Raw genomic sequence first — 13,675 nt, forward strand, 5'->3', positions numbered from 1 at the left:
ATGGCAGATGAACAAGATTTACGCGGACCTGTGGCAAGTCCCGCTCGAAAAGCGGTTCGGAACGCTCCTCTCGCATGCATATTTCTTAAAAACGCCAGCCAGAAACATCCTTATCTCAGCCTTTGAGAATTTGGATGAGGCGGCGCAGTTGCGCGCGTTAGGTGGAGTCAATGAGCATTATCTCACGCACAATCACGAGATCACTGAGGGTTTGAGCGAGCTGAAGTTCGTTCTTGGTGCAACGCTGATCGGACATGAAAACATTCAGAAGTTCTTTAGTGGTGATGTCCAGCCAGATTTACTTTTAAGGGGTTCAGGGCCATTTGTGGGCTCTGACGGAATTCAGGCGATTTACACTCCGGGGCATACGGACAACAACCTGTGCTTCTATTACCCCTCACCCACTGGCAAGAATTATCTGTTTACCGGTGACACGATCTATCTGGACAATGGCCGTTTCAAAACACTGGTCATGTCCAGTGATGGCGGCAACAAGCAAGAGCTCGTCACCTCACTGAAAAACCTGCGGGTCCTGCCGGTAGATGTGATCTTTTGCAGTGTCGCCATGGGGAACTATGAGATTGTTGAGGTCACCCAGCCTGAATGGCACGCTCTGATGAATGAGAAGATTGCAGAGCTGGAACGCTGATGCAAAAAAGCCGGAGTGTTTCCACCCCGGCTTTCAGAATTCTGCATTCCTGAGACTTACGCGATGCGCATTTCTGAGGAAGGATCAAACGGGATGGCTTTGTCCATATTGATCGCGAATGGCACGTCCTGCCCGGCAACGACCTGTGCATCCGCACGCATGCGTGCATTGCAGTCTTTGCCGCCGAGAGATGACATCACGTAGGTATCAGAACCAGCTGGCTCCGTTACGATGACGCGGTTTGTGATCTGCTCGATGTGGTTTGCCTTGCGGTCAGCCCCTTCAGGGTCGGTGATCGCTTCTGGACGGATGCCCAGCACGATTTCCTTCTGATCAAAACCTTTCAAAGCTTCGGTCGGATTGGAGAACTTGAGGTTCACCTGATCACTGAGGCCCGTTGGAAGCTGGGCGAAGATGCCATCACCACTAGCAACAACCTTAGCTGGAACAAGGTTCATGCTTGGAGAGCCCATGAAGCTGGCGACAAACAGGTTTGCCGGGTTGTCATAGATCTCTTTTGGCGTACCCAACTGCTGTACGTACCCACCGTTCATGACAGCAATGCGCGTGGACAGCGTCATTGCCTCAATCTGATCGTGTGTCACGTAAACAATGGTTGTTCCAAGCTTTTGGTGCAGTTTCTTGATCTCCGTGCGCATATCAACGCGCAGTTTCGCATCAAGGTTGGAGAGTGGCTCATCAAACAGGAACACATCCGGATCACGCACCAATGCACGGCCCATGGCCACACGCTGGCGCTGACCGCCGGAGAGCTGGCCCGGCTTACGGCCCAACAGCGGTTTGATCTGCAGCATCTCGGCAACGTCGCTCATTGCCTTTTCGCGCGCTGGCTTGGCAACACCATGCATTTCCAGACCGAACGTGATGTTCTGACCGACCGTCATGTTCGGGTACAAAGCATAGGACTGGAACACCATTGCGATGTTACGCTTGGACGGGTGAACCCCGTTCATGGTCTGCCCTTTGATGGCGATGGTGCCGGAGGTGATATCCTCCAGACCAGCAATCATGTTGAGCAGAGTGGATTTTCCGCAACCGGACGGCCCGACGAGCACGAGGAATTCCCCTTCCTGCACGTCGATATCGATGTTGTGAAGCACCTTGGTTGAGCCGTAAGACTTGGTCGCATTGTTGATTTTCAGAAAGCTCATAGGTCTTATCCCTTCACCGATCCGGCCATCAGGCCTCTTACGAAGTAGCGGCCAGCCACGATGTACACGAGCAGTGTCGGCAATGCGGCGAGGATCGCTCCGGCAAAATGAACGTTATATTCTTTGACGCCCGTTGACGAACTGACGAGGTTGTTCAGCGCAACCGTCATTGGCTGGCTGTCCAGATCAGCAAACGAGGCACCGAACAGGAAGTCGTTCCAGATGTTGGTGAACTGCCAGATGACAGAGACAACAATGATTGGACCGGAACTTGGCAGCATAATGCGCCAGAAGATGCGGAAGAACCCTGCCCCATCAATCTGAGCTGCGCGGATCAGCTCTGTCGGGAACACCTGATAGTAGTTCCTGAAGTACAGCGTGGTGAAGCCGAGGCCGTAAACCACATGCACCAGCACCAGACCCGGCGTTGACCCTGCAATGCCGAGGAAGCCAAGCACACGCGCCATTGGGATCAAAACGATCTGGAATGGAATGAAGCAGGCAAACAGCATCAAACCGAACAGAATGGTATCACCCTTAAAGCGCCACTTGGTCAGCACGTAACCGTTCAAAGCACCCAGAACGGTTGAGATCGTAACTGCCGGAAACACCATTTTGAGGGAGTTCCAGAAGTACGGCTTCAGACCTGTCGGTTCTACGCCGATTTGCGCGCTGTTCCAGGCTTTGAACCAGGGTTCCAGCGTGAAGACCTGAGGCAGTGACATCATGTTTCCGCCAGTGATCTCTGAAAGAGGCTTAACGGAGTTGAGAACCATAATGCCAAACGGCAGCAGGTAGAATGTCGCGAACAGGATCAGCATCAGGTAAATGAATGCACGGGTGATGCGCCCTGTGCTGATGGCATTATCTGTCGAGGCTACGGACATTATTTTTTCTCCCGCAGTTCGGCATAAAGGTAAGGCACCATAATCGCAGCGATGGTCATAAGCATGATAACAGCGGAGCTGGCGCCAATGCCCATCTGGTTGCGGGTAAAGGTGTAGGAATACATGAAGGTCGCCGGTACTTCCGTCGCTCTGCCCGGTCCACCACCCGTCAGTGCCACGACAAGATCGTAGGACTTAATGGCAAGGTGAGACAGGATCACGAAAGCTGACAGGAAGGCTGGACGCAGTTGCGGGATAATGATCCGGCGATACATGTTCCAGTTGGATGCCCCGTCGATTTGTGCGGCCTTCAGGATTTCGTTATCGATGCCACGCAGTCCGGCCAGGAACATGGCCATAACAAAGCCACTTGTTTGCCAGACAGCTGCAATCACAACCGTGTAGATGGCGAAGTTACGGTCCTTGATCCAGTTAAACTCGAAGCTCTCCCAGCCCCACAAGTGCATTGTGTGCTCAAGGCCGATGCCCGGATCGAGAAACCACTTCCATGCTGTTCCCGTTACGATGAAGCTGAGTGCCATCGGATACAGGAAGATTGGACGCAAGAAGCCTTCTCCGCGGATCTTCTGGTCCAGAAGAATCGCAAGACCCAAGCCGATAGCTGTGCAGACTGCGATATACAAACCTGCAAAAATGCCAAGGTTTTTGATGGCAATGGACCAATGCCGTAGCCGGAACAGCTTTTCATAATTCTCCAGTCCGACCCAGTCATAGACTGGCAGAATACGGCTTCCTGTGAAGGAAAGGTATACGGAGAAAATGATAAATCCATAGACAAAGACCAAGATCAAAGCCAACGAGGGTGATAACACCAGTTTGGGAATGAGATTTTGGAGTCTTGTCCGCAGGTCCGGTTTTACTGCCGTTGGCGTCGCATAGTCAGCGGCCATGGCAACGGATGAGTTGGTCTGATCGACCATGATCCCTGCCCCCAGATTCTATGTTGTTTTGGGAAAAATGGGGCCAACACATCGTCGGCCCCACTTAAAATTACTTAGCGATGGAGACAGCGTCTACCAGCTCATCAACAGCGGTAGCGGAATCGAACTCACCGTTGAAGTGTGCTGTTACAACGTCATAAATGGCGTTTTTAACAGATGCTGGTGCAGAGTGACCGTGCGCCATGGAACCATAAAGGTTGCCGCTTGCAGCAGCTGCAGCCAGATCTTTCATGCCCTGTTTTGCACATGCATCAAACGCTTCGTCGGAAACGTCTGTGCGTGCAGGAACGGAGCCCTTCACCACGTTGAATGCAGACTGGAAGGCAGGAGACAGGATTGCGCTTGCAAGGGCAGCCTGCTCTTTAGACACTTCACCGCCCTGATCGAACATAGCGAACTGGTCAGCGTTGAAGGTTACCTTGTCCTGAGTGCCAGGGAAACGGAAGCAGAGGAAGTCTTCGCCTGGCTTTTTGCCAGCACCGAGGAACTCACCTTTTGCCCAGTCACCCATCATCTGGAAGCCAGCTTCACCGTTGATGACCATTGCAGTTGCAAGGTTCCAATCACGACCAGAGAAGTTGTCGTCTACGTTTGCACGCAGAACAGACATGCGATCAAACGCTTCCTTCATGGTGTCGGAACCAAGAGCAGCTTCGTCCAGATCAATGAAGGCAGCTTTGTAGAAGTCTGCGCCACCAGTGGCCATGACGATTGCATCAAACAGAGTTGCATCCTGCCAAGCCTGACCGCCGTGTGCGAGCGGCGTTACGCCTGCTGCTTTCAGCTTCTCAAGCGCTGCTGTGAACTCTTCCCAAGTGGTTGGAGTTGCGATGCCGTTTGCATCCAGAACTGCTTTGTTTGCCCATACCCAGTTGGTGGAGTGCACGTTTACTGGTGCAGCAATCCACTTGCCATCGTACTTTGCAAAGCGCTGAAGTGCTGCAGGTACAACTTCGTCCCAGCCTTCTTTAGCTGCAACAGCGTTGAGGTCTGCCAGAGCGCCTTCTTTTGCCCAGTCCTGAATGTCGAACCCAAGCATCTGAACGGCTGTTGGTGCGTTACCAGCGGTTACGCGTGCACGCAAAACAGTCATTGCGCTTTCGCCGCCGCCACCAGCAACAGGCATATCTGCCCAGCCAATGCCCTGAGTTTCCAGATCCTGCTTCAGAACGTTAAGCGCAGCTGCCTCACCGCCTGCTGTCCACCAATGCAGGACTTCCACGTCTGTTGCCAAAGATGGAGCAGCTGTTGCTGCCAACAGAGCCAGAGCCGATGTGGTTTTTACTAGTAGTTTGTGCATGTGTTGCCTCCCGATCACAACTTAAAATTTCTACACAAAAATACGACTAACATAGTACTTATAACGTTACAAATATCGGATCTGTCAATGCAAAAAGTGAACCCATTGACTTGAATGATCTTTTTTGTATCAAATGATACTCACCTATTTTGTTGTATCGTTATAACGAAGATCTAACTGATTTACGGGAGGTAACTGGCTTCACATGTCGACACAAAAACCGCCAAATTCCTCCACTCATACCACCTCGAAACCTACGCAGAAGACAATTGCGGAGATCACCGGCCTTGCGGTGACAACTGTCTCGCGGGCACTTCAGGGTGATGAAAAGATTGCACAGGCAACCCGGCTGCGCGTAAGTAAAGTTGCTGAAGAAATCGGCTATGTTCCGGACCGTGCTGCGCAAAGATTACGCACCGGAAAGACTAAAGTAATCTCACTGATTCTTGACCCCCATAACGAGATTCTGGGGTTTGGGAACTCGCTGATCACAGGTGTGGCTCATGCATTGGCTGGTACGGACTACCATCTTAATGTGACACCACAGTTCCTTGGCGGTGATCCGATTGAGCCTGTTGAATACATTGTTCGCAACAAGCTGGCTGACGGAATCATCTTTTCGCGGACGAGGCCTTTTGATGAGCGGGTGCGTTTTTTGAGGGAGCGCAGCTTTCCGTTCACCACACATGGACGCACTGAATTCGGCTATCAACACTCATATGTGGATTATGACAACGAGAAATTCGCCTACGAATCTGTTTTGCGGTTGATGCAAAAAGGACGGCGCAGGATTTGCGTTATTCTACCGCCCAACCATTTCACGTTCTATCAACATCTGAATTACGGGTATATGCGGGCTATTCGGCAAGAAGGTTTGCAGTGCTACATTCCTGAAGGCATCAATCTTGATTCAGATATGCCGGAGATCTTTGAATGGGCACAGACGATTGCTGGAACCAGCGATGCACCGGATGGATTTATCTGCCCCGGTGAGACTTCTTTCCTTGCGATTGCGAACGGGTATCGGCAGGCAGGTAAAGAGCGTGGGCGGGATTTTGATGCGGTTGTGAAATCAAGTTCACAAACGCTGCATCAGATTGATCCACAGATCGACAATATCAGCGAGGATATTCGGCAGGCCGGTGCTTTGCTGGGAGCAAATCTGCTGAAGACGATGTTGCACCCGGACGGCCCGTTTGAACAGACCATCCAGGACCCAGACATCACATTCCCAGCTCTCAAATCCTATCAGGACTGAGTTCTCAGGACGCGACTTTCGGTGCTTCCTCTTCGATCCAGAGGTCATCGCCTTCCGGATAGGTAAAACCTGTTTCTGCGGCCAGTTGTTTCAGGAAACCGATCATGTAGTCGGTGCGTTCGCGCGCGACTTCACGACCTTCCTTGGTTTGCATGGTTTTGTGCAGTTTGAGCAGTTTGAGGGCGAAATGATCAACGCCGAATGTCTTGTCGTCGAGATCACGGTCGCTGGCGAACAGGTCGCCACCATGGAACAGGTTAGAGTTCATGGTTTTGGCGATATAGAAAGTGCGGGCAATGCCGATTGCGCCGAGGGACTCCAGACGATCTGCGTCCTGCAGGATCTTGGCCTCAATCGTTTGCGGCTCGATTTCAGCTGAAAAGCTATGCGCTTCAATGGCGTGCTTGATCTTCTCGATTTTTGCTGCAGAAACACCCAGCTCAATCAGGATCGGTTCAGCGGCATCAGCTGACAGCTTGGAAGCCTTTGCACGGTCCGGAGAGTTCTTGGGGACATTGACCAGGTCATGCAAGTAGGCAGCTGCGATCAGCACCTCCTCATCGCCCTCACCGCGACGCTGAGCGATGTCCAGCGCTGCCAGTTTTACGCGGCGTGCATGGTACAGATCATGGCTGGCATCATCACTCTGATCGTGCGCTTTCAGCGCCGCTTCCAAATTCTTTTCGAACTCAATCATCGGAACTCACAGTTATCAAATGAGCCCGAAACCTACGTCAGGTCAGTGTGCATTTCGAGGCAAAACTGGTCTGAACCCCCGATAAAATTCCGCGGGCTCAGGCTGAAGTTAACGATCGCCGCTTACATGATATAACCAAGCATCACGACAACACTTCCTTATCATGCTAGCGGTTTTTGGCGTTTGCAGCGTAGTTCATGACATTGAAGATGTAATTCTGCTCGATTGTACCATCAAACAAGTGCGCCCATGGACCTCTTGCATAGACCGCAACATCTTCTCCCGAATGGGTTTCTGAGGGCGTTGGAAGCAAGGATTGCTGTTTGAAGTCTGGGTCTGTTGCCTCTTCCTGTGACAACACTGAACGCGTGCCGAACCAGTTGTTTTCTTCTGTGAGAATTGAGCCGGGACCATTGAGATAGCTGGCGACAGAGTATGGTTTTCCATCCAGCATCAGGTGCATTTCATTGGTGTGTTTGACGCCATTATTGTCGATGCCCATGCACAGCCCGTTGATCGGCGTACCGCGTCCGCAATAGCCGTTGAACGACAAAGTATGGGCATGATCCGCAGTGACGATGATCAGAGTGTCCTGATCGCTGGTCATTTCTTTGGCCATGGCGACAGCGTCCGCGAATGCGACACCGTCTGTGAGGGCACGATAGAGATTTCCGGCATGATTGGCGTGATCGACACGACCACCTTCTACCGTAAGATAGAAGCCGTTTTCATTATCCTGCAACGCTTCGATGGTCCATTTCACCATTTCGGCCAGGGAGGGCTGATCTTTCCGGTCATACTCATACTGCATATGGTTTGCTGCGAAGACGCCAAGGACAGGTTTATCTCCAGACGGATCAAGATCATTAAAGGAAGCCTCATTCCAAGCATAAGATGCACCAAACGCCTTGGCTTCCTCGATCAGGTTGCGTCCATCCTTGCGATTTCCAGCAGTGCCCTCGATGGTCTTTTTGGTTTCAGGCAGCATATGGCGCTGCCCTCCTCCAAAAGCGATATCAATGGTGCCGTTCTTGATCTGCTCAAGCAGCTGCGCTGCAATATCCGGCACATCGCATCCCTCTGGCACGTCAGAATCGTCTTCAAACCTGCGACTGGCGACGTGGGCGTAGGCTGAGGCTGGTGTTGCGTCCGTGAGGCTTGCAGTTGAGATGATGCCGACCGCCTTGCCTTCTGCAGCCATCACTTCTGCAATGCTTGCGACACTGGCGCTTTCGACAGCCGAGCAGTCACCAACATTTAGTGTTTCATCGACACCGAGGACACCGGCTTTGGTCTTCACGCCTGAATGGAATGCTGTACCGGTTCCCGCAGAATCTGGCGTTTGGGCGTTCACATTGTAGGTTTTGACCAGTGCGCTGTGCGGAAAGGCCTCTTGTGGCAGAACATTTTCTTCGCCCAGCAATCCATTTTGCTGCCCCTGAAAGACCCGCGTTGCATAGTTTGTTGAGATGCCGTTGCCATCCGCGATCATCAAAATGATATTTTTAGCCGGTTTGGTGATCGGCTGCTGAGCAAGTTTGCTCTCAATCTCCGTCTCTGCGGCCTCAAACCATCTGTTGTTTTTTTGAGGGAAATCAGTCTCTGCCGAAGCATAGGATGCGGAACAGGCCAGCAGGAGCGCAACAAGTGGCGTTTTCATTTCAAATCCTCAAAAGGTGATGTTTCGGGCGCAGTGTGTACTTTACAATTCTTAGGGTTAGCTGTGCTGAACAGGAAGAATTCGAGTTAGTTTTCATCTTGATTGCAACGTCTCCGGCTCCTTCTGCGACAATCCGGCGCAATACGTATTTTTATGTAGATCACCAGAGTTGCCTGCTCCACACTTGGACTTTCTGGTTTAAAGACCATGAGGGGCACGCTTTGGGTAAGATTGATGACATGTTGGAGGAGGCGTGTACTGCGCGGTACCTTCCCGAACATCCGCTGCGCCAGGCCATTCTTGCAGAAGTTCATGCCCGTCCCTTCGTCCCCATGCATGGGGAGTGGCAAATTCTGCAGTATGCCTTCATGGTCGAACAGGATAACAAGCAAGCAGAACAGCAAGCTGCGCTTCGTTTTATCTCAGAGGAAACGAGCACCACTTCAAAAGCCTCAGAGCACTATCTCCATAAGACGTTTGAAGGCTATTCTTTACGCTGGGAGCAACACAGCGAGTTTTCTACCTATGCTGTGGAACAGCCTCTTCCCTCAAGCTTTTGCGCACAAGATGTTTCTCTCTTTGCCAAGGGCCAGCTCACCCCTCCGGGGCAACTGATTGCAGCCGTTCAGCTTACGATAAAAGCTGCGGAACATCCCGAGGCTGGAGATCTGTCTGATGGGTTTGATCTGGCAAGCCTGAGTGTTTCCCAAATCATTGAAGGACGTGCGACGCTGGTCACCGACTTCAAGGCCGGTGATGATGGCATTGTTTCATTTCTGCTGCTGGATCATGGGCTGTCTCCGTTGGAACTGGGAGCAACCGTGCGGCGTGTTCTGGAACTGGAGACTTACCGGACTCTCTCTTTGTTGGGGCTTTATGAAGCGCGGAAGCAGCAGACCGCTGTAAGCCGCATTGAGCAGGAACTCGTGGGCATAACCGCTCAACTGCGCAATTCAGGAGACGTAGAAGCACATTCTCTGGCGCACAACGAGGAGCTGCTGGCAGATCTTTCTTCTCTTGCGGCAGATCTTGAAGCTTCTGCGATGGAAAGCCTTTTCCGATTTGGGGCAACACGGGCCTATTCCGATATTGTCGGGCGGCGTCTGGACACTCTTGGGGAGAGCAACCTCTCTGGTTACGACATGATTGGGCGTTTTCTCAACCGCCGGCTCGCGCCAGCTATGCAGACGTGCCGTGCTATTGAAGAGCGACAAGCCAACCTTTCGCGAAAGCTGACACGAGCTGTCGGTCTGTTGCGCGCCCGGGTGGATGTGGAGCTTGAACGACAAAACCGAGACTTACTGAAGTCGATGGATCAGCGTGCAAAATTTCAACTTCGATTGCAGCAGACGGTGGAAGGGCTTTCGATTGCTGCTATCTCTTACTACGTCATCAGCCTGATCGGATACGCTTTGAAAGGTGCCAAGGCTGTTGGCTCCCCGCTTGATCCGGCTGTTGGTATGGCCGCATCTGTGCCGCTGGTGGTTGGTGTGCTTTGGTACGCATTGAGAAGGCTGAAAGCTGCACACTAGAGTTTGATGGCGACGGTTATCGCCGCCATCCTGAACATTTACAGATAAGCCGCTGAGACCAGTCGCTGTGTGTATTCTGTCTGCGGCCGATGCAAAACATCGAGCGTATTGCCAGCTTCGACAACGTTTCCGTGCTGCATCACCATGACGTTGTGACAGAGTGTTTTCACCACTTTCAAATCATGACTGATGAAGAGATAACTCAGCTTCAGCTTCTCTCGCAGGTCTTTCAGCAGCTCGATAATCTGCGCCTGAATGGACAGGTCCAACGCAGAGGTCGGCTCATCCAGCAGTATGAATTTCGGCTTTAAAACGATGGAGCGTGCGATAGCGATCCTCTGGCGCTGACCTCCTGAGAACTCATGGGGAAAGCGGTCCATGGTGCTGCGTGGCATCTGCACAGCATCTAGCGCTTCGGCCACCATGACCTGCCGTTCCTTATGGCTTCCACCGATGCCGTTGACCTTAAGGCCCTCACCCACAATCTCCCCCACAACCATGCGGGGATTAAGCGAGGAAAACGGGTCTTGAAACACAACCTGCAGATCAGTTCTGAGAGGCTTCAGCTCTTTTCTGGTGAGGTTGTCGACCCTGTTTCCATCAAAGGTGATAGTGCCAGAATCTGCTTTTAAGAGCTGAAGGATGGACATGCCCAATGTGGACTTTCCGGAACCTGACTCGCCAACAATGCCAAGCGTTTCGCCTGATCTGATGTTGAGCGAGATGTCGTTGACGGCCACCAGTTCTTTGGTTTTGCGCCTGAACAAGCCACCATGTTTTGAGGTGAACGTGACACGGACCTTATCTGCATCCAATAGCTCATCGAGGCCCTCCTCCAGTTTATCTGGCACACCGGATGGCTCACTTTCAATCAAGTGCCTAGTATATGGATGAGATGGTGTCTCAAAGACCTTATGGGTGCGTCCGGTTTCAACAATCTTTCCTGCGCGCATCACACAGACACGGTCACTCACCTGACGCACCACATTCAGATCATGTGTGATGAGGATGATCGCCATGCGGTGACGCTCTTGCAGCTCTCGCATGAGTTTGAGGATTTCAGCTTGGACAGTCACGTCAAGAGCGGTGGTTGGTTCATCTGCAATGAGCAGGTCAGGCTCGTTTGCCAGTGCCATCGCGATCATGACACGCTGGCGCTGACCGCCGGAAAGCTGATGCGGATATTGACTGAATCTGGCCTCTGGGTCTGGGATCTTCACCTCATCCAACAGCCGGAGCGTTTCTTTTTTAGCATCAGTCTTGGAGATTTTGCGATGTGAGCGGATCATCTCAATGATCTGGTCCCCAATCCGGTACACTGGATTGAGGCTTGTCAGAGGTTCCTGAAAGATCATGGAGATGCGATTGCCGCGGATCTTTTGCAGCTCCAACTCACTCGTGGTCGTCAGGTCTCGATCCTCGAAACGGATCATGGAACCTTGAGCCAGTGTCGCGTTTTCGGCGAGCATGCCCATGATTGCGCGGGCGGTGACCGATTTGCCGGAACCGGACTCCCCGACAATGGCCAATGTCTCGCCTTTTGCCACGGCATAGCTCACTCCTTTCACCGCTTCAACGGTTCCGGTCACTGTTTTGAAGGTGACGGCTACATCGCGGATGGTGAGCAGGTCTTTGTGTTGTGTTTGGTCGATACTAGGCATTGCTGTAGGGATCCATTGCATCACGAAGGCCATCGCCAGCGGCGTTGAAGGCAAGTACGGAAATGATGATCATGCCGACTGGAGCCATCATCCACGGCGCAGCGCTAAACGATTGGAAGTCGAGAATCTGGTTGAGCATGCTGCCCCAGGACACCATCGGCTGCTGAATGCCCACGCCCAAAAACGACAGGAAACTCTCCAGAAGAATGATCTCGGGTAGCTGGTAGGTTGCCCAGACAATGATGTGCGAAGATGTGTTGGGAACGATATGTGCGCCAATGATACGGCTACTTGAGGCGCCAACGGCTTCTGCTGCGCGGACGTATTCCAGATTGCGCATGGAAAAGACCTTCCCGCGCAGCTCGCGGCACAGATCTGCCCATCTGAGCAAGACGAGGATGCAGGCGAACATGATGAAGATCGTGACCGGTTCCGCACGGCGCGGCAACAAGGCGACCAAAGCCAGATAAAGCGGGAGATCGGGGAAGGCCTTGATGAACTCGACCATTCGCTGGACCACAAGATCATACAGGCCACCGAAGTATCCTGAACTCACTCCAAGAATGATCCCGATCACGCAAGCGGCCCCCATCACCATGAGCGCCATGAGCAGTGTGATACGTGTACCAAAGATCATGCGTGAGTAGACGTCACGGCCCAGATTGTCAGTGCCGAGGATATGGAACTTGCTGCCATCTGTTGTGCCGAACAGATGTGTTGTGAAGGTGAGACCCAGAAACTGCCAGGGTTCTCCTTCCACGAACAAAGCGGCATGCGAGATTTTATCAAAATCAGGAATAAACGTGATCTCAAAGGTTTGCATGTTCATTTCTTCTTTGAAGCCCGTGACATACGGCGTTGTCAGGCTGCCATCAGGCGCGAAGAAATGGAGCGTTTGCGGTGGTGAGTACAGCGCTGCCCGGTTGGCAGTTTGCGGTCCATACGGCGCGATGAAGCCCGCGAAAATAGCTGTCAGGAAGATCAGCATACAGGCGATGAAACCTACCATGCCGTATTTGTTACGGATGAAGCGACGAACGACGAGACCCCAATAAGAAATAGAGGGCCGGTCTTCTGCCAGTTGCTGAGCGTCTACGCTGCCGTGTTTGATTGCGTCAGTGTCGATCTGGGTCATCACGCATTTCCTTCCATTGCAGCTTGGCGGACACGCGGGTCGATGAGAGCGAGCAGCAGGTCGGCAACCAGATTTCCGACAACCATGATGGTGGCAACGAGCATGAAGATTGCAGCGACCACATACATGTCGCGCTCGGCAACTGAGGAGAGGATCAGCGGGCCGATGGTTGGAACGCCCAGAACGATTGCGATCTCAATCTCACCTTTGACCATGTACTCAAAGCGGCTGCCGATGTTCATGATGACAGGGTGCAGCGCATTGGGGATGGCATGCACCAAGATGATGCGACTGCGAGACAGCCCTTTGGCGCGAGCTGTTTCGATGTATTGAGATTTCATCACATCCAGCAGATTGCCGCGCATCATGCGCAAGGTATAAGCCTGCCCGGCCCAGATGGAGATGAGCAAGATTGGCCAGACATGTTTGAAGAAATCCCAGAGCTTATCGAGTGACCAGTGGTCCTGCAGAAGATACTCGGGTGATTGCAGTGCTCCGATGTAAGGAGAGTGCCAGACGAAGGCGAGATAATACAGAATTATCAGCGAGATAACGAACTTCGGAATAACAATGCCAAGGAAGGCAACAATTGTCGAAATGGTATCACCGAGCTTGTACTGGTTCATGGCTGCGTAAACACCAAGCGCACCGCCAATGAACTGAGCCAGCACCATGGCAGTGAAGGCCAGAGCGAGTGTGCGCGGCAGACGCAAGCCGATGACTTCTGTGACCGGCTTGGAGAAGAAAAACGAGTCTCCGAAG

Annotated in this window: 12 protein-coding genes; 3 read left to right on the plus strand and 9 right to left on the minus strand. The window is 52.4% G+C overall.

Annotated elements, in window-relative coordinates; translation table 11 throughout:
- Positions 1–7 precede the first annotated feature (7 nt).
- Positions 8–649 carry an MBL fold metallo-hydrolase gene (locus PsW74_RS07770; RefSeq protein ID WP_063288513.1) on the plus strand — a complete coding sequence of 214 codons (642 nt, stop codon included), beginning with the start codon at positions 8–10 and terminating at the stop codon, positions 647–649.
- 56 nt (positions 650–705) lie between these two features.
- Here PsW74_RS07770 and ugpC read toward each other — a convergent pair whose 3' ends face one another.
- From ugpC to PsW74_RS07790, 4 genes are all read right to left on the minus strand, one after another.
- The gene (gene ugpC / locus PsW74_RS07775; protein ID WP_063288512.1) at positions 706–1,821 is read right to left on the minus strand and encodes a sn-glycerol-3-phosphate ABC transporter ATP-binding protein UgpC; all 1,116 of its coding nucleotides are present in this window, start codon (positions 1,819–1,821) and stop codon (positions 706–708) included.
- Positions 1,822–1,826: 5 nt separating this feature from the next.
- Positions 1,827–2,708: a carbohydrate ABC transporter permease gene (locus PsW74_RS07780; protein WP_057465290.1), complete on the minus strand. Its 882-nt coding sequence runs from the start codon at positions 2,706–2,708 to the stop codon at positions 1,827–1,829.
- Positions 2,708–3,619: a sugar ABC transporter permease gene (locus tag PsW74_RS07785; protein ID WP_057465399.1), complete on the minus strand. Its 912-nt coding sequence runs from the start codon at positions 3,617–3,619 to the stop codon at positions 2,708–2,710. The genes PsW74_RS07780 and PsW74_RS07785 overlap by 1 nt, the downstream gene beginning before the upstream one ends.
- 100 nt (positions 3,620–3,719) lie before the next feature.
- Positions 3,720–4,970: an ABC transporter substrate-binding protein gene (locus PsW74_RS07790; protein WP_063288511.1), complete on the minus strand. Its 1,251-nt coding sequence runs from the start codon at positions 4,968–4,970 to the stop codon at positions 3,720–3,722.
- Positions 4,971–5,175: 205 nt separating this feature from the next.
- On the opposite strand from PsW74_RS07790, the gene PsW74_RS07795 reads away from it, so the two are divergent.
- Entirely contained in the window at positions 5,176–6,228 is a 1,053-nt protein-coding gene (locus PsW74_RS07795) for a LacI family transcriptional regulator (RefSeq protein ID WP_063288510.1), read from the plus strand.
- A 4-nt stretch (positions 6,229–6,232) separates the two neighbouring features.
- On the opposite strand, the gene PsW74_RS07800 is transcribed toward PsW74_RS07795, so the two are convergent.
- Positions 6,233–6,925, minus strand: a complete 693-nt coding sequence (locus PsW74_RS07800) for an HD domain-containing protein (protein WP_057465294.1) — start codon at positions 6,923–6,925, stop codon at positions 6,233–6,235.
- A gap of 166 nt (positions 6,926–7,091) precedes the next feature.
- Complete coding sequence (locus PsW74_RS07805) at positions 7,092–8,585, minus strand: alkaline phosphatase (RefSeq protein WP_063288509.1); 1,494 nt, start codon at positions 8,583–8,585, stop codon at positions 7,092–7,094.
- A gap of 221 nt (positions 8,586–8,806) precedes the next feature.
- Between PsW74_RS07805 and PsW74_RS07810 the strand changes: the two genes are divergently transcribed.
- A complete protein-coding gene (locus PsW74_RS07810) occupies positions 8,807–10,117 on the plus strand; it encodes a DUF3422 domain-containing protein (RefSeq protein WP_063288508.1) in 1,311 nt (436 codons plus the stop codon).
- Positions 10,118–10,155: 38 nt separating this feature from the next.
- Here PsW74_RS07810 and PsW74_RS07815 read toward each other — a convergent pair whose 3' ends face one another.
- The 3 genes from PsW74_RS07815 to PsW74_RS07825 form a co-directional block, all read right to left on the minus strand.
- Positions 10,156–11,778 carry an ABC transporter ATP-binding protein gene (locus tag PsW74_RS07815; RefSeq protein WP_063288507.1) on the minus strand — a complete coding sequence of 541 codons (1,623 nt, stop codon included), beginning with the start codon at positions 11,776–11,778 and terminating at the stop codon, positions 10,156–10,158.
- Entirely contained in the window at positions 11,771–12,913 is a 1,143-nt protein-coding gene (locus tag PsW74_RS07820; protein WP_063288506.1) for an ABC transporter permease, read from the minus strand. Before PsW74_RS07820 ends, PsW74_RS07815 begins: the two co-directional genes overlap by 8 nt.
- A partial coding sequence (locus PsW74_RS07825; RefSeq protein WP_244277844.1) for an ABC transporter permease occupies positions 12,913–13,675 on the minus strand: 763 nt, incomplete at its 5' end. The genes PsW74_RS07825 and PsW74_RS07820, both read right to left, overlap by 1 nt.

It is taken from the genome of Pseudovibrio sp. W74 (assembly GCF_001623085.1).
GTDB lineage: Bacteria > Pseudomonadota > Alphaproteobacteria > Rhizobiales > Stappiaceae > Pseudovibrio.

Coding starts and splice junctions, on each gene's coding strand:
- PsW74_RS07770 (WP_063288513.1), top strand. CDS start 8: ATGAACAAGATTTACGCGGACCTGTGGCAAGTCCCGCTCGAAAAGCGG.
- ugpC (WP_063288512.1), bottom strand. CDS start 1,821: ATGAGCTTTCTGAAAATCAACAATGCGACCAAGTCTTACGGCTCAACC.
- PsW74_RS07780 (WP_057465290.1), bottom strand. CDS start 2,708: ATGTCCGTAGCCTCGACAGATAATGCCATCAGCACAGGGCGCATCACC.
- PsW74_RS07785 (WP_057465399.1), bottom strand. CDS start 3,619: ATGGCCGCTGACTATGCGACGCCAACGGCAGTAAAACCGGACCTGCGG.
- PsW74_RS07790 (WP_063288511.1), bottom strand. CDS start 4,970: ATGCACAAACTACTAGTAAAAACCACATCGGCTCTGGCTCTGTTGGCA.
- PsW74_RS07795 (WP_063288510.1), top strand. CDS start 5,176: ATGTCGACACAAAAACCGCCAAATTCCTCCACTCATACCACCTCGAAA.
- PsW74_RS07800 (WP_057465294.1), bottom strand. CDS start 6,925: ATGATTGAGTTCGAAAAGAATTTGGAAGCGGCGCTGAAAGCGCACGAT.
- PsW74_RS07805 (WP_063288509.1), bottom strand. CDS start 8,585: ATGAAAACGCCACTTGTTGCGCTCCTGCTGGCCTGTTCCGCATCCTAT.
- PsW74_RS07815 (WP_063288507.1), bottom strand. CDS start 11,778: ATGCCTAGTATCGACCAAACACAACACAAAGACCTGCTCACCATCCGC.
- PsW74_RS07820 (WP_063288506.1), bottom strand. CDS start 12,913: ATGACCCAGATCGACACTGACGCAATCAAACACGGCAGCGTAGACGCT.